We start from the raw sequence: 19,679 nt of genomic DNA on the forward strand, positions 1-19,679 counted from the left end.
GAAATAACTTATCTTTTAGGAATGGATTTTTCCGCATTAATATATCCTACTCCATATATATTCTGATCTCTTCCCTTCCAAAAATCTGCGCCATTTTTTAATAACTGTTTAATTTTCTGAGGTCGTAAGGACGGATTTTGCTGTTTCATTAAGGCAACGACACCAGCACAAATTGGGGTAGCCATGGATGTTCCTGATAACGTAAAGTATGCTTGCCCAACCCGGTTTAACCTTTGAAACTTATCTAAATAAGAGTTAGGGGATCTTAAGGAGACAATATTAACACCCGGAGCAACAATATCCGGCTTAACGACTCCGTAAATAGTTGGACCTCGACTTGAAAAGCCCGCAATCACATCATCACTTTTTGTGCCGGGGGTGTTTTTATCATCTAATGCTCCAACCGTAATGACTTGATCACTTATTCCAGGACTAGCAATTGTTTGACTTTCAGGTCCTTCATTTCCTGCTGCAGCACATACCACAATACCCTCCTGCCATGCAGCTTCAACCATTTGAACCATAGGATCTTTATTTTCATTACTGTATAGCTGAGCGGTCGCACCTAGGGACATGCTAATGATAGCAATTTTATCTGTAGGATGTTGCTCATTGTATTGAATGCACCACTCCACTCCTTGCATAATCGATTCAAGAGAACCTGAGCCTATACTATTTAATACTTTTATACCAACTAAATCAGCTTCAGGAGCCGTTCCTCTATATTTTTGCGATGAAGCTGCTCCATTTCCTGCTGCTGCACCTGCGCAGTGTGTTCCATGTCCATTATCATCATAAGGATCTGTACGGCCATTAACGAAATCAACGAAGTCAGTAATTCTCCCTTTCAGATCCTCATGTGGATAAATTCCTGTGTCAATAATAGCAATTTTGACTCCTTTTCCGGTTAATACAGTATTATTTCTCACAACATTTCTGGCATTTGCTGATTGCACTGCTACATCAAGTAAAGCGCGAACTTCACTGTTTAAATGAACTCTTTTTATACCATGACAAGTTGTGAGTAATTCCCCTAACGTGTTTGGTGTAAGGTCAACACTACTACATGATACCCGCGGAAAATTGTGTCTGATATTACTATTAGGGCATTTTTGGATCGTTCCATTTAATTCTTCACAGCCTTTATCGTATAGATCCTGTTCAAATTCAATAATAACCGGTACCTTCTTTTTTCTTTTAATTATATCTTCTATAGTCTTGTGAAAAACGATTGGTGTATATTTTAGTGGCTCATAAAGGTTTAAAATCTGTTCTCTTAATGGCTGGTCCATCTTGTCTGCATGAGTATGAACCATTTGAATCATTGAGTAGCCAAACATTCAAGCACCTCCATATCGTTTAGTAGCAATATATGAAGGGATATTTTAATAGGAACGGTTAAAAACATAGTTCTATTTAAAATAATGCCAATTTACTAGATTTCTTATGATTGCTATATGATTTGGTAATCTGTAAAATGAACAACGATACTTTTACTAGAATGGAGAGAAAAGCATGATTCAACGTACAGTTCTATTAAAATTCAGTGACGAAACAACACAAGAACAGCTTCAGGAAGTCATCAAACGTTTTAAAGCATTAGAAGAGGTATTAACCGGGCTTGTAGAAATTCAAGCAGGATTCAACCTCGCTGAAAAAAGCAAGGAGTATCAAGTCATTCTTATGGTTCGATTTGAGGATCAAGCTGCATTGGATGCATATTCTGCAAACGAAGATCATCAAGCAGTTGCAGCATTTATCCGTGAGTCTGGCAGACTTGATAGTATTGGGGTAGATATTGAGATTTAAGCATGTTTGAGGAGGGTGCTATATTGTGCCCTTCTTATTTTTCATCTTTTTTCTATTTGAAGGGCTGTCATCACCTCTTTATGAAAGACGTTTCTTCATTGAATGGAGTCCTCTTTGTCTTTCAGCACCTCGATGAAAGACATTTTTCCTTTCATCGCACCCCTCTTTGTCTTTCAGCACCTCGATGAAAGACATTTTTCCTTTCATCGCATCCCTCTTTGTCTTTCAGCACCTCGATGAAAGACATTTTCACGCTAAAATGCACTCTACTTTGTCCTTCACCCCTCACCAAAAGCAATAATGATAGAAAAAAGGAATTTTTTACTATAAACTTTACCTATCAGATAAATTTATGTCAGTGTGGTGAAAGCAGTGTTTAAAATATTGTTAATTGAGGATGATAGGTCTTTATTTCATGAGGTCAAAGAGCGATTGGCCGGATGGTCATATGATGTGGAAGGAATTCACGATTTTAATAAGGTTATGCAGGAGTTCACTGAACATAAGCCTGACCTTGTCATCATTGATATTCAATTGCCTAAGTTTGATGGATTTCATTGGTGTCGATTGATTCGAAGTGTTTCAAAGGTTCCCATTATCTTTTTATCGTCACGGGATCATCCGACCGATATGGTTATGTCCATGCAGCTGGGGGCAGATGATTTTGTTCAAAAGCCCTTTCACTTCGATGTTCTCATTGCGAAAATTCAAGCTATTTTACGTCGCGTGTATGACTATAGTACAGAACAAACGAATGTGAAAACATGGTGTAATGCTACTGTTGATTTCGAAAAAAACACAGTATTCAATGAGGCTGGAACAATTGAATTAACCAAAAATGAGATGTTTATTTTAAAGCTTCTTATTCAACATAAGAACAATATTGTCAGCCGGGAAAACATCATCAATAGCTTATGGGATGATAAACGATTTGTAAGTGATAATACATTAACCGTTAATGTCAATCGACTTCGAAAACGGTTAGATGAGATAGGATTAGGACAGAATATAGAAACAAAGGTAGGACAAGGATATCGTGCGATTGAACAGGACATCTATGATTAAAGAGTTTTTAATTGAAAGAATTAGTTGGATTCTGTTCATTTTTGTCATGCAGCTTCTCATCCTGTTTGTTGCTTACCTTGATCCAGTACTGACACTTAAACCCATACTTTATATTGTCTTTATTATCACATTACTTTTTATCATTTTTCTTATTTTCCGATACAACAAGGAAACGAAATTTTATAAATTGTTACGAGAACGGGAAAATAACTTTGATTCAACAGATTTACCCAATCCTGAAACGCCCTTTGAGGAGATCATTGCTACAAGCAGCACTGAACAAACAGAAAGATTAAAACAATTAGCTTCTCAAAATAAAATAATTCTTGAGCAGGAAAAAGATGAGCTCCTGTCATGGATTCATGAAGTAAAAACTCCGTTAACAGCTATGCACTTGATTTTTGATAGGATTGAAGATCAAAAACTCAAGTCAGATGTAACATATGAGTGGCTAAGAATTCATTTATTACTGGATCAGCAGCTTCATCAAAAAAGAATAAGTTTTATCGAGAATGACTTACATATAGAAAAAACTGATTTAGAGCAGTTACTTTTTGATGAAATCAAGACTTTACAAACCTGGTGTATACAAAAAAGGATAGGTTTTGATCTTAACTTAAATACAACCGAAGTGTTAACAGATGCAAAGTGGCTTGCCTTTATATTGAGACAGCTTTTAACTAATGCTGTTAAGTATAGTGAAGACTCAGATATTATTGTAAAAAGCCTTACCGAAAACAATCAGGTCATCCTACAAATATCTGACTCCGGCCGGGGTATTGATCCAAAAGATATTTCACGTATATTTGACAAAGGCTTCACTTCTACTACCAATCATTCTGATCAATCTTCTACTGGAATGGGCTTATATTTAGCTAAAAAGGTAGCCCAAACCTTGCATATTCATATAGAGGTAGAGTCGACATTATATGTTGGGACAACCTTTACACTGATCTTTTCAAAGAGAAATGAATTTATAGATGTGATGGGCATGTGACAACATTGTCACATGCTTTTTTATTTTGTTAGCTTAATCGAAGGAAATGGTTTCTCTCCCTTTTTATAATGAAAGTATCATTTTTAAGTTAAGGAGTTTTTACAATGAAAGTATTAGAAGCTACGAAAATTCATAAAAGCTTTGGAAATAAGTTCAATAAACAGGAAGTGTTAAAAGGAATAGATATTAGTATTCAAGAAGGTGAATTTGTCAGCATCATGGGTGCTTCAGGATCTGGAAAAACAACCTTACTTAATGTTCTTTCATCAATTGACCGTGTGAGTGATGGCACAATATTCATACAAGGAAAAGAAATGACAAAAATGAAAGAGAAGCAATTGGCTGAATTTCGGAAGCATCATCTTGGATTTATCTTTCAGGAATATAACCTACTCGACACTTTAACAGTGAAGGAAAATATATTATTGCCATTATCAATTACAAAAACTCCACGAAAAGAAGCAAATGAAAAGTTTGAAGCTTTAGCTACACAACTTGGAATTCATGAACTGCATAACAAATATCCAAATGAAATCTCCGGCGGACAAAAACAACGTACATCTGCTGCAAGGGCATTTGTTCACAACCCTAGTATTATTTTTGCTGATGAGCCTACGGGTGCACTTGATTCAAAATCGGCTTCAGATTTATTGCAAAAGCTAAGTGAGTTAAACCAAAAGCGTAAAGCAACGATCGTTATGGTTACACATGATCCAACTGCAGCAAGCTTTTGTCACAGAGTTATCTTTATTAAAGATGGCCAAATTTACACCCAATTGCATAAAGGTGTCCAGGAAAGACAAGAGTTCTTTAAAGACATTATTAAAACCCAAGGTGTTCTAGGCGGTGTACAATATGAGCACTAATCAACTAATTGTTCGTAACTTAAAGAAAAATATTAAAAATTACTCTCTCTATGCATTTGCCTTAATCTTCACGGTTGCTCTATACTTTTCATTTGTTACTTTACAGTATGATCCTGCCATGGATGCTGCAAAGGGATCTATTAAAGGTGGAGCCGCTATTAAATCGGCTTCGATTCTACTTGTTGCCATTGTCGGTGTTTTTCTCTTATATGCAAATACCATCTTTATTAAAAGACGAAGTAAAGAAATTGGTTTATTTCAATTAATTGGAATGACCAAACAAGAGATTTTTCGAATATTAAGTATGGAAAATATAATTTTATATTTCAGTTCATTAATTGTTGGAATATTTATAGGGTTTTCCTTTTCAAAACTGATTACACTGATCTTATTTAAAGTCACTGCCGTAGAAAGCGTCGCATCACTTCGCTTTTCCACACAGGCTTTTATCCAAACAATTATCGTTTTTAGTGCCATCTACCTTGTCATTATGGCAATGAACTTCCTTTTTATAAAGAAACAGAGCATCCTGTCACTTTTTAAAGTAACGTCTTCATCAGAAGGAAAAGTGAAGAAGATCTCTGTAGTTGAAATTCTAATTGGTATTCTCGGGTTGACTCTTGTTATCTCAGGCTATTATGTCTCCTCGAAATTATTCGATGGAGATTTTACATCAATGAATGCATTGTTTTTAGCAATGGTGTTTATCCTTGGTTCCGTTATTATTGGAACTTACCTATTTTACAAAGGCTCTGTTCGTTTTATTGCCAATGTGATACGTAAGAAAAAACAAGGATATCTGAATATCCATGAAGTGTTGTCTCTTTCTTCTATTATGTTTCGGATGAGGTCAAATGCCATGTTATTAACAATTATCACAACAGTTTCTGCCCTTGCCATCGGATTATTATCACTCAGTTATATCTCTTATTATTCAGCTGAACAGATGGCTATTAACAATGTTCCTGACGATTTTTCCTTTACGATTGAAAAAGATGCAGAATTATTTAAACAAAAATTAACAGAGCAGAATATAGAGCATGAAGAAACATTAATCCCTGTTCTTCAAGCAAATGTTAATGTGGGTAATATCATGAATACGAAGCTTGAGGGATTAAATACTGATCCCAATTCTATGCAGATACCTGTTGTGAGTGATAAATTTATTGAAGGTATTGATGTTTCATCAGATGAAACGGTCTTTACAGGTTATAATGATCTTCTTCAAAGTTTTATGGGATTAAAAAACTCTGGTGAAATTACGTTTGTTGGTAAAAAAGATGAAATTGAACAACAATACTTGGGTCTTGAGAAGGCATATCCAGTTTCCTGGTACTTCACTAGTGGCGGATTACCAACTGCCATCGTTGATGAATCTACGTTCCAGCAAATTGAAAAGGACCTTGTCAAGGATATTCAAAGAGAATCAAGTCAATATATTGGAATCAGTTTAATAAATAAAGATGATATCCAAGCAGCAAACGATTTATTTAATGACCTTGGCTTTGACGAAAGTGAGGATCATGATTCACAGCTTAATTTAAGCAACAGTCAGAAAAATCAAATGGGCCTTATTATGTTTATTGTTGGCTTCTTAGGGTTAACCTTCCTCATCACATCCGGATGTATCCTTTACTTCAAGCAGATGGATGAAAGTGAAGATGAAAGACCAAATTATACAATCTTGCGAAAGCTTGGCTTTACTCAAACCGACCTACTAAAAGGGATTCAGGTAAAACAGGTTTATAATTTTGGAATTCCACTAATCATTGGCCTTCTGCATAGCTACTTTGCTGTACAATCAGGCTGGTTCTTATTCGGAACAGAGGTTTGGACACCAATGTTAATTGTCATGGGGCTATACACAGTCTTGTATTCTATCTTTGCAGTTCTATCAATTATGTATGATAAAAATGTGATTAAGAGTGCTTTATAAACATTATGAAGGGGACATTGTCCTCTTTTTTGATTTTTTGAAAAATAATAGATTTATTACTCACCTACTAGAAAGACATTGATATAATAGATGTGTTAAGCGCTTACTAATCTTTCTGTATAAGGGGTAATCAAATGGAAACGAAAACAAAGCCAAATAAACCGATTGTGGAACATATTTTCACAGCAGATCCATCAGCACATGTATTTGAGGGGAAACTGTATATTTATCCGTCCCATGACCTTGATCATGACGAACCATCGAATGATAATGGGGATCAGTATAAAATGGAGGATTATCATGTTCTTTCAATGGACAATTTTGATTCTCCATGTGTTGATCATGGTGAAGTTCTTCATCTAAAGGATATTCCATGGGCAAAGAAACAGCTTTGGGCACCTGATGCTGCTTATAAAAACGACACCTATTATTTATTTTTTCCGGCACGGGACCAAAATGAAATTTTTAGACTAGGTGTAGCAACAAGCAATAATCCTGCAGGTCCTTTCACACCACAAGAAAACTACATACCTGGCAGCTTTAGTATAGATCCTGCTGTTTTGGTAGATGACGACAACAAAGCTTATGTTTATTTTGGCGGTCTTTGGGGTGGCCAGCTTGAAAAGTGGAAAACAGGTACATTTGATCCAAATGGCAAAGAACCGGCTGCAGAAGAACCAGCACTAGGGCCAATTGTAGCTGAGTTATCAGAAGATATGCTTTCCTTTAAAGGAAAACCCCAAGAGATCTCAATTGTTGATGAAAATGGAGATCCAATTTTAGCGGGTGATGAAGATAGACGATTTTTTGAAGGAGCTTGGGTCCATAAATATAATGGTTATTACTACCTCTCTTACTCAACAGGTACAACTCATTATATTGTGTATGCCATGAGTAAAAACCCACAAGGCCCTTTCGTCTATAAAGGGAAAATTCTTACTCCTGTAATCGGCTGGACAACACACCATTCCATTGTTCAATTTGAGGATAAGTGGTATTTGTTCTATCATGATTCTTCATTATCAGATGGTGTGAACCATAAACGAAGTGTGAAATACTCAGAACTTCATTACAACGAAGATGGCACCATTCAGACGATTGATCCATACAAAGAGTAAATGATATGTAAAAAGAGTAGAGGATTAACACTCTACTCTTTGCCTTGGTTTGTTTATTGTTCAGTTGGCGGTGCGCCTCTTTCAGGCATCTCTATACCAAGCTCTTTCAGCTGTTCTTGAGCTTCTTCCTGCGTTATTGTACCATTTCTTTGTTGTTCCATGATCTCCTGCATCTTTTGTCTTGTCTCCTCATCTAAATCAGAAAACATATCATCACGATTTCCCATATCAGGTCGGGCCTGATCACCACTTCCAGGTGCTCCACTTCCTCCAGGACCATTAGCAGCTGCTTCTGTTACACCGGATTCATTTAACCATGTGACAGTTTCAGAGATCGTAAAGTTTATTACCTTTGTTCCACCTTCAGCCTTTCCATCCGTGTATAGGCCGTTTGCTTCCTCCCCGGTTGATGTTCCTCCAGAATAAAGCGTATATGAAGCATCTTTTGTTAATTCAGGTGAACTAATAAAGACCGTTTGATAGTCTTTAGCTGGTGTGAATCTTACTATATTTTTCCCATCACTATCTTCAAGATGAATCATTGTACCAGCTGACTGCATTTCAGGATAAGTCATTAAGACACCTGTCTGTGAAGAATCTTCAGAATGTGCTTGGCTCATACCTGAGCTTCCTACTGCTACAATAAAACCACCTGTTATGTTAAAGCTACTATCGTAATCCACCGGACCGTTCATATTTTCTGTCGGACCATTGACGATCACAATTCCATCTTTCATGGATATGGAACCATTGGAATCCAGTCCATCACCTTCTGCATTTACAGATATATAACCTCCATTTATTTGTAATGTCCCACTACCTTCAGCTGCAGCTGCAGGCATATCCATACCTGAAGCATCATTTCCTCCAGCAACATTAAATCCATCATCACTTGATGTAAGCTGAATTTCACCGTCTATAATTGTAATGTTTTCCCCTTCAATTCCTTCATAACTTTTTGTGATGTCGATACTGCCACCTGTTGTGGCAACAGATGAATCAGCGTGAACTCCATCATCACCGGTAGAGATCGTAAATTCACCACCTGTTAATGTAACATGTTGATTACTGTGGACTGCATCATCCTCAGAATCAATCGTAAAGCTTCCTCCACCTATTGCAATATCAACAGATGCTTTTAATCCTTTATAGCTTTCAGATTCTGTTTCAGTTGTTGTGGCAGTTGTACTTGTTTCTTGCCCAGGCATTCCAGGCATTCTTTCTTCATGATTACTAATCGTTTGTGGACTTCCTTCTCCGGATTTAATTGTATACGTACCATCTGTTATCCATAATGATGCAATTGATTGAATAGCATCGTTACCAGATGTAATATCAAATGCGCCACCTTCAAGTGCAATGGTTCCTTTTGATGCATCTTCATCATTTGTGGACTTGATTCCATCTCCACCTGCTTCAATCTGTATTGTCCCTTCCTTTACTGCAACAAGATCTCGTCCCATGATTCCATCATCAACTGCATGAATGTCAATTGTTCCACCAGTAATTTTCAACTTATCTTTACTTGCAATTCCATTATTGTAATTTCCGTGAACAATTAACGATCCTGTTCCATTGATTGTAAGATCATCTTTACTGAAAATGGCCGCATTTGGCTCATCTTCAGATGAATCTTCATAAACATACTTCTCTGCATCACTTACGGTATTTTCTGTACCTTCCACAAGTGAAATTGTTGTTTTTTCTGCATTCTTCACATAAATAGCTGAACTAGTTGAGGATTGAATGTTCACTCCATTTAAGATCAGTTTTACGGTATTTTTGTCTTCCGCGTCTACAACAATTTGTCCATTATCCAATTGCCCGCTCAACACGTAAGTACCACCTGTTTTTATCGTTAGCACATTATTATCAAAAAGAACCGCAGCTGATGAATCAAAGTCTGCCTCTGTTCCATTTAATTCAATGTACGTTGGATCCTCGTTTTTCCAATCTGTATAGCTATCATCCTCTTTATAGGAAACAGCCTCACTAACCAGTTTACTTACATCTGTATTCACTACTGCACTAGTACCTGCTGTTTCTGCCTCTGTCTCACTTGTGACAGTTGTCGTGTCATTATTTGTACATGCAAATAACAAGGTTGTACTTAATAAAGTTGCAGCTAATTTATAATAAGTTGATTTTTTCTTCATACCTTCATCTCCTTATCTCTCTAAAAGGATTGGTTCCCTTGTGAGTTACATTATTAAGTACGAACCTTAATAAAACCTTAAAAATATCTTTTCAAAATAATTTTGCATTTCAACTAAATTTGGATCTATAATCAAATCTATTCTTAGTTTTTATAAAATGATTTTCTTTAAGGTTCATATTCTATGCATAAAAAACTATTTAGGTTGATTGGAGCGAAAGGTGCGAGACTCCTGTGGGAGCAGCGCTGCAGGTGGGACCCCGCAGACGCAAAGTGTCGAGGAGGATCACTGCACGCCCCACGGAAAGGGAGCATCCTGTAGCGGAAATCAACCACTCCCTATACTTCTTATAAAGCAATAAATTTTACTAAGGCTATTTTAAAAAGTAATTAATATAATAGAGGTGATCAAAAATGAAATTATTAATCATAGAAGATGACAAATATCTCTCGGAAACAATTAAAGAAACAACAAAAGAAATGTTTGAGGCAGAACAGGCTTTTGATGGAGAAGAAGGACTTTATTTAGCTGAGCAAAATATCTTTGACTGCATCATATTAGACATCATGCTTCCTAATATGAATGGCTATGAAGTCCTTCAAGAACTAAGAAAGAACCAGATTAAAACGCCTGTTATTATGTTAACCGCAAAAGACGGCATCGATGATAAAATTCAAGGCTTTAAGGTAGGCGCTGATGATTACCTTGTGAAACCTTTTCACCGGGAAGAATTACTTTTACGTTTGGAGGCCATTGTCAGAAGAGCTGGCGGAGATTTAAAGGAACATGTCATTTCCTTCAAAGAGTTAAAAATGAACCTAAAAAACAAAACAGCTTATATTGAAGATGAGACTGTAAAACTAAATGGAAAACAGTATGATCTTCTGGAGTATTTAATCAACAACAAAAATACGATCCTCACAAAGGAGCAAATTTTTGATCGAATATGGGGATTTGAATCTGATACATCTACTACTGTTGTTGAGGTTTATTGCAGCAATGTCCGGAAGTCCTTAAAAAAATTCGGCTATGATCGATACATCAAAACATTCCGCGGTCTAGGCTACATGCTAACTGAGAATGGTGAAGGCAATGTTTAAGCAGAAAATTTTCCGTAAAGAACAACTTAAATTTATGGTATTAAACCTTATCGCCTTTACCGTTATTTTTACGATCTTTGGCTTTATTATTTATGGGCAGGTCCAAACAACCCTCTTTACCAAAACAGACGAGGAATTAACAGAATTTAAATCGATGATACTGGAAAATCAAACACTAGGACTGAATTCTCCTAAGCATGAAAACAAGCTTGATCGGGAATTTCCACCTGACGAAAGAAAAAGAAATTTTCCAAACCCTCGAATTATGATGGTGAATTGGAATGAAAATGGAGAAATCATCAACCAAGATCAAATAGGAACATCTTTATATGAAAATTATTTACAAGACTATGAATTGGATACTGAAAATTTAGATGTGATTACAAATATAACACTTAATGAATTATATGATTTCCGATACATTGTTTTCAAAGACCCAAACGAGAATGATGATGTCGAATATGTTCAACTTTTCATCAACACTGATGCAGAGCAAACAATCATCCATAACTTTGGAAATCTCATAATTCTCTGTTCCTCTGTCTTTGTTATTCTATCAATTTCTGCAAGTTTCGTTTTATCAAAGAGAATGATGAAGCCTATTATTCAATCTTGGAACAAGCAAACAGAGTTTGTTGAAAATGCCTCACATGAATTGAGAACACCTTTGACGATTATTCAAAATAAATTAGAGTTATTACTCACAGAACCTCAGGAAAAAATTATGAACAAGTTTGAGAATATTGCCCTGAGTCTGTCAGAAACAAGAAGATTATCCAAACTGACTTCTGACTTGTTAACTCTAGCAAGAGCTGATTCAGCTGAAACACAGCTTGTTAAGCAAGTGATCGATGTAGATTCCTTTGTTAACAATGTTTGTACACCTTATATAGACATTGCAGAATCACAGGACAAGCATCTTTGGTTAAAACTGAATAGCAAAATAAACATAGAAGCAGACGAACAAAGACTTCACCAGCTTTTAGTTATTTTGCTTGATAATGCATTAAAATACACCGCAGAACAAGATAGCATTGGTGTAAAAACCTATGTTGAAGACAATAAAATCGTTCTAGAAGTGACAGATACCGGCATTGGCATTAAAAAACAAAACATGAAATACATCTTTGACCGCTTTTATCGTGAAGATCGTGCCCGTTCCCGTGACACAGGCGGTACCGGTTTAGGGCTGTCCATTGCACACTGGATTGTAACTAAACATAATGGCACGATTACCGTTAATCAAAATCAACATAAAGGAACTACTTTTAAAGTGAAGCTACCTAAAAAGGAGATTACAAAACCGTAATCTTCTTTTTTTTGAATTCTTTTTCACCTTTTAAGGTTTGTTTAAGGTTTATCCCTAATAATGTGAACACAGAAGTTGAGACAAAAAAGGAGAGAAAAAAATGATGAAGGCGATGACCCTTAATGGCTCAAAGGGTAGACGAGAATTAAAGCATGAAATGACACAGAGAGAAGTGTTTCTGCTTAGAAATAAGCTAAAACACTATATGGAAGTAGACCCTCATGCAAAGAGTGACGGGAAGTATTCTATTCGAAGTGTTTACTTCGATAACTTTGAAAATAAAGTATTAAATCAGAAAAAAGAAGGCTATTATGAGCGTGATAAATTTCGGGTAAGATTATACGATTTTAACACCTCATATCTGAATTTAGAGAAAAAGAGCAAACGAAATAACTTAACATACAAACAAAAATGTCGTATAACTTCTGAAGAATATGAACAAATAAGGTTTGGAGATATAGCCTGGATGGAACATGATTCACGACCTCTTATCCAGGAATTATATTATCAAATGAACCTTTCCCAACTAAAACCACTTACAGTCGTTGATTATGAGAGAGAAGTATTTATTTATAAATATGGAAATGTTCGAGTTACTTTTGACTGCTCTATTCGAACAAGCTTTCGAAATAATGATGTGCTGAATCCGAACTTGGCAATGATTGACACCGATCCTGATATTGTGGTGCTCGAAGTAAAGTATGATGAATTTTTACCATTAGTTATTAAGCAACTATTACAAGTCAACAACTTAAGAGCAGGTGCTTATTCTAAATACCAAATTAGTCGAATGTATGGATAAGCACAGGCAATGAGTAATTGAATAAATGGAAAAGAATTTTAGGAGGAAAAAGAATGGAAAATGTATCTTTTAATGATATTTTTAAATCAAGTATTTTAGAAAAAACAAGCAGTTTTTCAATTGTAGATTCCCTTATCGGGTTATTAGTAGCTTTTTTTGTAGGATTGTTTATCTACTTTGTATATAAGAAAACTTTTTCAGGTGTTATTTACTCACACACCTTTAATATATCTCTTATCATCATGTCGATGGCTACAGCTTTAATCATTATGGGGATTTCTTCAAATGTCCTCTTATCACTCGGTATGGTCGGTGCATTATCAATTGTTCGTTTCCGTACACCAATTAAAGATCCAATGGATATTGTCTATATTTTCTGGGCTATCGTTTCAGGTATCTTATGTGGAGCAGGATTTATCCCTCTAGTTGTGATTGGTTCTATCCTAATTGGAGCTGTACTGATCATTTTTATTAACAAAATTAAAATTGAAAATCCTTATTTATTAATTGTGAAATATAGTGACCTACATGTCGAAAATTCAATCGAACATGTTGTATCTGAGAGCTCTAGAAAATATTCAGTAAAATCTAAATCTGTCATGCCTGGCCACGACTATGAAGTCACATACGAAATTCGTGTTAAAGACGAAGATTTAGGATTTATCAATAATATATCTGATATGGATGCAGTAAAATCAGCTGTTATGTTAAGCTATGACGGTAATTTTACAGCTTAAATAATAAACTTAGAGTAATTAATAGTTGCTGACTTATCATGATCATGAAGTCAGATTAAAAGAACGATCTTAACGATTAATTAAATGTTAAGATCGTTCTTTTGCTTTTATATCCAAATCTGTGCTTGAATATCTTCTAGTGTTTTTACAGAGTTTGCAAACTTTGCTTTTTCATCATCTGTTAATTCCAGTTCAACGACCTTTTTAATTCCCTTACGATTTATAACAGACGGAATACCAATGAAAACATCCCTATGACCATTTTCACCTTCCAGGAGAGCACCAACAGGTAAAACAACATTTTCATTTCTTAATATCGCTCTTGTTATTCTTGCTAATCCCATTGCAATACCATAATATGTTGCACCTTTCGATTCGATGATTTTATAAGCAGCATCTCTTACCTGTACAGCAATTTCTCCCTGTCGCTGCTCTGATAACTTTGGTGCTACAGGTGTTCCGGAAATATTTGCTGAACTCCATACCGGCAATTGAGAATCTCCGTGTTCGCCAATAATATATCCATGTACACTAGTTGGAGCTGTATCAAATTCTTCTCCTAATAAATAACGAAATCTTGCTGAGTCCAGAATTGTTCCTGAACCAATTACTCTCTCTTTTGGCAATCCCGAAAACTTCCATGTTGCATATGCAAGGATATCTACCGGGTTTGTTGCAACAAGGAATATGCCGTTAAATCCGGATGACATAATTTGCTTCACGATGGATTCAAAGATGTTTACATTTTTACTTACTAAATCTAATCGTGTTTCACCCGGTTTTTGTGCTGCTCCCGCACATATGACGACAAGTGCAGCATCTTTACACTCCTCGTAAGAACCAAATTTTATATTCATTGCATTAGGTGCATAGACAATCCCATGATCCAGGTCCATCACATCACCTTTTGCCTTATTTTCATTTAAATCGACAAGGACAATTTCATCACTAACCCCTTGGTTCATCAACGCGTAGGCATAGCTTGATCCAACCGCCCCAGTTCCTACTAAAACAACCTTATTGCCAAGTGTCATACTCATTACACATTCCTCCTAGTGTCAATCACCTTTATATTTACATTATTATCCTTACAACTTATAGAATAACCTGTTTTACACATATATCCCAATAATTATGAAACTATTTTCCTGTATATCTCGTATATGTTATGGAGGTGAAGATCATTGTATATCAATATTAATGAGCCGAAAAGAGAGATCTCTCCTAATGCTGTGAAGGTGTGGAGAATGTCTAATACGATCGGTCATACCATTGCACTCGTTATCATCGCCATTCTAATTATTTGCTCTGAACGATTTGACTGGTATGGCTGGGTAAGTATTGTACTATATTGTTTAGGCGGGCTTGCTATTCTATCAAGTATTTATTCTATTTTGATTGAACCTGTCTATCTACAACGAACCTGGCGTTATGAAATTGATCAAGAGTTTATTCAGCTAAAACATGGAAGATGGAACCAGCAACATATATTGATCCCCATGGAAAAGGTAGAATATGTGCGCACAGAACAAGGTCCGATTATGCGTCGACATATGCTTTACAATATTGAGGTTGGTACAACAACTTCAAATCATGTTATCCCAGCCATTCCCTCAGAAGAGGCACATCTATTAAAAGCACAAATTGCTACTTTTGCTAAAATAAAAGATCCAGAGAATGGTGAAGGAGATAAAGAACATGCAACCAACAACTAAACGTTACCATCCTGCGATGATAGCGGTAGACCTTATTTCATTCATAAAAGGTTCCGTAGGAATTGTTCTTATCTTATTTATATTTAAAGCAACATCTACAGCTACGTGGGTTGTATGGGGAAGGTACATATTTATCATTGTTTGTATTTTCACTCTTATTTGGACCATTTTACAGTGGATGTTCTGTCAATATGAGGTTACTCAGAATTCAGTCATTGAACGTAAAGGGGTATTTATTAAATCACAAAGAACCGTTCCTTTTAGCAGTATCCATAACCATAAATCAAATACAACATTTATCCATCGTTGGTTCGGGCTTACGTCTCTAACCCTAGAAACAGGTACAAGCGGAGAATATGCAAACTTTACTTTTCCTGTTATTACAGCTAAAGAGAAATGTCAAATTCTCCTTCTTTTAGAACAACCACAGGATCAATTTGATGAAGAACAAAAACCAGTTATTGAACGAACTATCCATTTTCAATCGAATAAAAAAGACTTAATAAAGGCTTCATTTACATCGCTTAGCTTTTTGGCCTTCTTCCCTTTATTAAGTGCCCTGTATTTTAATTTGGCAGAGCTTTTTCACATTGAAGATTCAGCCAAAAATGCGTTCGATTATTTACTCATTCATTGGTGGATGCTTATTATTATACTGATAATAGCTATGATTCTATCTGTCTTATTTGGGTTGTTTAAAACCTTTACTAAATACGGTAACTTTGTGGTTAGTGATGATAAGGATAGAATCTATATTGAAAAAGGAATGGGGAATGTTGTTAGTTATTCAATCCTTAAACATCGGGTTCAAGCTGTTGTTGTAGAACAATCCCTCTTAAAACGTTTACTTAGGCTTGTTGAAGTGAAGCTAATTAGTGCAGGAGGATCTGAGGATGGAAATGACCAGGATACAAGTTCTTTATATCCTTTTATGCCTAAAAAACAAGCTTATCAAATCCTGCAAACCATGCTGCCTCAATATGTCATTGAAGAGCGTATGGAAAGATTTCCGATTAAAGTTCTGTGGCTCAAGCTTCTTCATCCTTATTATTTAACAATTTTATCAATCATTGGGTTGGCCATTTTTAAAAGAGAAATGCTATGGATAGTAGCCATTGTATTTGTCCTGTCTGTTACTTCAAGAATCCTTGATTATTGGTTCACAAGCTATATTCGCCATGGAAAAACTGTTCAAATAAGAAAAGGCGGATTTATGAATGAAACATTTGTTACACATCACGAACGAATTCAGCAAATCACGATTAAACACTCTTGGTTACAGCGGAAATTTAATGTTGCTACACTTGTTTTTCTTAATAGAGCCAAACCAATGCATGAAAGTAGACTATATGGCCTTTCCAAAGAAGAGGCTGGCACATTTTACACGTGGTATCATGGCCAATCGAAATAAAGCTAGTAACTCTTCACACATCAAACCCGAAGGATTCAATTCCTTTGGGTTCTCCTATTTCATTTATTCGCAGCCTTCATAGTTGCAGCAATGTTTTTTGCTGTCATTTCCATGTAAACAGCAGCATGTTCAAAGGCGTCTGGAAGTGTGGTAACACCTGGCACAATGCTAAAAAGAGCATCAATACCATGTTCATATACACCATCACAATCTTTCGATAGAGAGCCTGCTACACCAATCACAGGTACACCATACTTTTTAGCTGCCTTTGCAACACCGATAGGAGTTTTTCCATAAATAGTTTGAGAATCAATTCTCCCCTCACCCGTTATAACGAGAGTCGCGTCTTTTACTACTTCATCAAAATTCACTGCATTAAGGACAATTTGAATCCCTCTTTTTAGTTCAGCATTCAAAAAAGCTACTAGACTCGCTCCAAGACCCCCAGCAGCACCTGCCCCTTCTATATTTCGAAAGGATCTTCCAAGAGATGCCTCAACAACATCGGCAAAGTGAGTTAGGTTCTGATCAAGCAATTGGACCATTTCAGGTGTTGCTCCTTTTTGGGGACCAAATATTGCTGATGCACCTCTAGGCCCTGTTAATGGGTTATCAACATCACAGGCTACTTCAATTTTGACTTTCGTTAATCTTTGATCCAGTCCTGTCAAGTCGATAGAGGAGATTTCCGAAAGCACACCACCGCCTGCCTTTATATCGTTTCCATCTGAATCTAGTAATCTCCCACCTAACGCTTGGACCATCCCTGCTCCTCCATCATTTGTGGCGCTTCCACCAACTCCAATAATCATATGCTCTACGCCTAAATCAAGGGCGGATAAGATCAACTCTCCTGTACCTCTTGTCGTCGTTACTAATGGGTTTCGTTGTTCAACAGGAACTAAATGCAAACCGGATGCAGCAGCCATTTCAATAACGGCCGTTTTTCCATCACCCATCAAACCAAAGAAAGCTTTAACCTGATTTCCAAGTGGACCCGTCACAATCCTTTCTTTAATTGAACCTTTTGTTGCATCAACTAAAGATTGAACAGTACCTTCTCCTCCATCCGCCATCGGCACTTTATGATAATCGGCATTTGGAAAAATCATTTTAAAGCCTCGCTCTATTGCAAGAGCTGCCTCCATAGAAGATAAGCTTTCTTTAAAAGAATCGGGGGCAATGACTATTTTCATCTTTTAGATCTCCTTTCTAAAAACGTTTTAAAAAAAATAGTTAACCAAAAAGTTTAAACACTCCGAATATGAGGGTGGAAATGACCGCAAGCGTTAAACCAATCAAAAATTCATATGGCATGAGGTTTAAGCGCTCTTTAATTTCCATGTTGACACTCCCTGCTGTTGCATGAAAGAAACTTCCGTGCGGCAAATGATCAAGCACTGTTGCACCTGCATGAATCATGGCAGCCCCCGCTAATGCTGAAATTCCCAAACCTAAGATAGTACTACTGAAAACACCGCTTGCCACAGCTGTCCCCGCTGTTGTTGAAGCTGTTGCGGCAGACATGAAAATTCCGGATACAGGTGCCAATAAATATGCCGGCAAGCCAGATGAGCTTAATCCATTGATCAAAACATCCTTCAACTCAGAATTAGCGATGATCCCAGCCAATGTTCCAGTTCCTAATAACATAATCGCAACTCCAGACATTTTACTTAATCCTGAAACGGCATAATCATTAAGTTCCCTGGTCTTTTTCATCGCAATTGCACCAATAATACCTCCTATAGGCAGGGCAACCATTGGGTCAATATTAATATCAAATAATGGTCTTAACGCTAGTAAAATAATTGTAATGAGTGGTCCAATCATAGCCGTCACAAATAAAGGTTTTTTTGCCATATCTGAGACTTCAACATCTTGGTCCATGACAACAGAGCCTTTTTTTGCTACCTTTTTTGCTAAATAATACGTTACTGCAAGACCAAAAATAGCCGGTATGATTCCTGCCGACATAATCGATGTCAGCGGTACATTAAAGCCATCAGATGCCGCAATTGCATTTGGGTTTGGTGACATGATATTTCCTGCTTTTCCTCCACCAATCATCGCTAGTAAAATAGCAGTCTTAGAAAGATGTGCCCGCTTAGCAATAGCTAACGCAATTGGTGCAACAGTAATAACAGCTACATCTACAAAAACCCCGACAGTTGTCAAAATCATTGTCGCTACAGCCAACGCTAAGAGCGCTCGTGATTCTCCAAACTTTTTGACAATCTTTTCTGCTATCGCTGAAGCTGCACCAGATTCAATTAAAACACCTGCCAGAATCCCCGCAGCCATTATTCTCAATACTGCCGGAATAATATCTTTTGCACCCGCTATCATTAAATTCACTGTATTTGTAATATCAACGCCACCAATCAACCCTCCGATCAAGGCTCCGGCAACCATTCCATAAGCAGGTGGCACTTTTTTTAGTATTAACACAATCGCAATGGTCAAGGCACTTATTGCTCCTAAAACGCTTACTGAAACATCCATGCAGATTCCTCCCCAATGCTGTTTTTGTATATGTTTATTATGACGTTGTGAAAGAAAGCAAGATCTCACATGGAAAATACCATCAGCAAATGCACAATAAAATATATTATGTATTAATTTTGCTAGATATAACTCTATTAAACCTGATTTTGG

Annotated in this window: 17 protein-coding genes; 12 read left to right on the plus strand and 5 right to left on the minus strand. The window is 36.5% G+C overall.

What is annotated here, in order from left to right; genetic code table 11:
• Positions 1 to 8: 8 nt before the first annotated feature.
• Positions 9 to 1,340: a S8 family peptidase gene (locus tag LC095_RS10180; protein ID WP_226528091.1), complete on the minus strand. Its 1,332-nt coding sequence runs from the start codon at positions 1,338 to 1,340 to the stop codon at positions 9 to 11.
• A 175-nt stretch (positions 1,341 to 1,515) separates the two neighbouring features.
• Between LC095_RS10180 and LC095_RS10185 the strand changes: the two genes are divergently transcribed.
• The 6 genes from LC095_RS10185 to LC095_RS10210 all read left to right on the plus strand — a co-directional run bounded on the left by LC095_RS10185 (position 1,516) and on the right by LC095_RS10210 (position 7,791).
• Positions 1,516 to 1,809: a Dabb family protein gene (locus tag LC095_RS10185; RefSeq protein ID WP_226528092.1), complete on the plus strand. Its 294-nt coding sequence runs from the start codon at positions 1,516 to 1,518 to the stop codon at positions 1,807 to 1,809.
• Positions 1,810 to 2,181: 372 nt separating this feature from the next.
• Entirely contained in the window at positions 2,182 to 2,874 is a 693-nt protein-coding gene (locus LC095_RS10190) for a response regulator transcription factor (protein ID WP_226528093.1), read from the plus strand.
• On the plus strand, positions 2,867 to 3,871 hold the full coding sequence (locus LC095_RS10195; RefSeq protein WP_226528094.1) for a sensor histidine kinase: 1,005 nt from the start codon (positions 2,867 to 2,869) through the stop codon (positions 3,869 to 3,871). The genes LC095_RS10190 and LC095_RS10195 overlap by 8 nt, the downstream gene beginning before the upstream one ends.
• A 104-nt stretch (positions 3,872 to 3,975) precedes the next feature.
• Positions 3,976 to 4,737, plus strand: a complete 762-nt coding sequence (locus LC095_RS10200) for an ABC transporter ATP-binding protein (protein WP_226528095.1) — start codon at positions 3,976 to 3,978, stop codon at positions 4,735 to 4,737.
• Positions 4,727 to 6,673, plus strand: coding sequence for an ABC transporter permease (locus tag LC095_RS10205; protein WP_226528096.1), 1,947 nt, complete (start codon positions 4,727 to 4,729; stop codon positions 6,671 to 6,673). The genes LC095_RS10200 and LC095_RS10205 overlap by 11 nt, the downstream gene beginning before the upstream one ends.
• A gap of 134 nt (positions 6,674 to 6,807) precedes the next feature.
• A complete protein-coding gene (locus tag LC095_RS10210; protein WP_226528097.1) occupies positions 6,808 to 7,791 on the plus strand; it encodes a glycoside hydrolase family 43 protein in 984 nt (327 codons plus the stop codon).
• A 53-nt stretch (positions 7,792 to 7,844) separates the two neighbouring features.
• On the opposite strand, the gene LC095_RS10215 is transcribed toward LC095_RS10210, so the two are convergent.
• Positions 7,845 to 9,947, minus strand: coding sequence for a carbohydrate-binding domain-containing protein (locus LC095_RS10215; protein WP_226528098.1), 2,103 nt, complete (start codon positions 9,945 to 9,947; stop codon positions 7,845 to 7,847).
• A 413-nt stretch (positions 9,948 to 10,360) separates the two neighbouring features.
• On the opposite strand from LC095_RS10215, the gene LC095_RS10220 reads away from it, so the two are divergent.
• The 4 genes from LC095_RS10220 to LC095_RS10235 all read left to right on the plus strand — a co-directional run bounded on the left by LC095_RS10220 (position 10,361) and on the right by LC095_RS10235 (position 13,895).
• Positions 10,361 to 11,047 (plus strand): response regulator transcription factor, encoded by a 687-nt coding sequence (locus LC095_RS10220; RefSeq protein WP_226528099.1) that lies wholly within the window; start codon positions 10,361 to 10,363, stop codon positions 11,045 to 11,047.
• Positions 11,040 to 12,356: a sensor histidine kinase gene (locus LC095_RS10225; RefSeq protein ID WP_226528100.1), complete on the plus strand. Its 1,317-nt coding sequence runs from the start codon at positions 11,040 to 11,042 to the stop codon at positions 12,354 to 12,356. Before LC095_RS10220 ends, LC095_RS10225 begins: the two co-directional genes overlap by 8 nt.
• A gap of 103 nt (positions 12,357 to 12,459) precedes the next feature.
• Positions 12,460 to 13,158, plus strand: coding sequence for a polyphosphate polymerase domain-containing protein (locus LC095_RS10230; protein WP_226528215.1), 699 nt, complete (start codon positions 12,460 to 12,462; stop codon positions 13,156 to 13,158).
• A 53-nt stretch (positions 13,159 to 13,211) separates the two neighbouring features.
• Positions 13,212 to 13,895 carry a DUF4956 domain-containing protein gene (locus LC095_RS10235; RefSeq protein WP_226528101.1) on the plus strand — a complete coding sequence of 228 codons (684 nt, stop codon included), beginning with the start codon at positions 13,212 to 13,214 and terminating at the stop codon, positions 13,893 to 13,895.
• A gap of 107 nt (positions 13,896 to 14,002) precedes the next feature.
• Here the strand turns inward: LC095_RS10235 and LC095_RS10240 are convergent, their stop codons facing one another.
• Positions 14,003 to 14,935 carry an L-lactate dehydrogenase gene (locus LC095_RS10240; RefSeq protein WP_226528102.1) on the minus strand — a complete coding sequence of 311 codons (933 nt, stop codon included), beginning with the start codon at positions 14,933 to 14,935 and terminating at the stop codon, positions 14,003 to 14,005.
• A 144-nt stretch (positions 14,936 to 15,079) separates the two neighbouring features.
• Here LC095_RS10240 and LC095_RS10245 point away from each other — a divergent pair, with 144 nt between their 5' ends.
• Together LC095_RS10245 and LC095_RS10250 are read left to right on the plus strand one after the other, a co-directional pair.
• The gene (locus LC095_RS10245; RefSeq protein WP_226528103.1) at positions 15,080 to 15,610 is read left to right on the plus strand and encodes a PH domain-containing protein; all 531 of its coding nucleotides are present in this window, start codon (positions 15,080 to 15,082) and stop codon (positions 15,608 to 15,610) included.
• The gene (locus tag LC095_RS10250) at positions 15,594 to 17,021 is read left to right on the plus strand and encodes a PH domain-containing protein (protein ID WP_226528104.1); all 1,428 of its coding nucleotides are present in this window, start codon (positions 15,594 to 15,596) and stop codon (positions 17,019 to 17,021) included. The genes LC095_RS10245 and LC095_RS10250 overlap by 17 nt, the downstream gene beginning before the upstream one ends.
• Positions 17,022 to 17,080: 59 nt before the next feature.
• Here the strand turns inward: LC095_RS10250 and LC095_RS10255 are convergent, their stop codons facing one another.
• Both LC095_RS10255 and LC095_RS10260 read right to left on the minus strand, forming a co-directional pair.
• Positions 17,081 to 18,217: a glycerate kinase gene (locus LC095_RS10255; RefSeq protein WP_226528105.1), complete on the minus strand. Its 1,137-nt coding sequence runs from the start codon at positions 18,215 to 18,217 to the stop codon at positions 17,081 to 17,083.
• 40 nt (positions 18,218 to 18,257) lie between these two features.
• Entirely contained in the window at positions 18,258 to 19,526 is a 1,269-nt protein-coding gene (locus tag LC095_RS10260) for a GntP family permease (RefSeq protein WP_226528106.1), read from the minus strand.
• Positions 19,527 to 19,679 lie beyond the last annotated feature (153 nt).

It is taken from the genome of Metabacillus niabensis (assembly GCF_020524345.1).
GTDB lineage: Bacteria > Bacillota > Bacilli > Bacillales > Bacillaceae > Metabacillus > Metabacillus niabensis_B.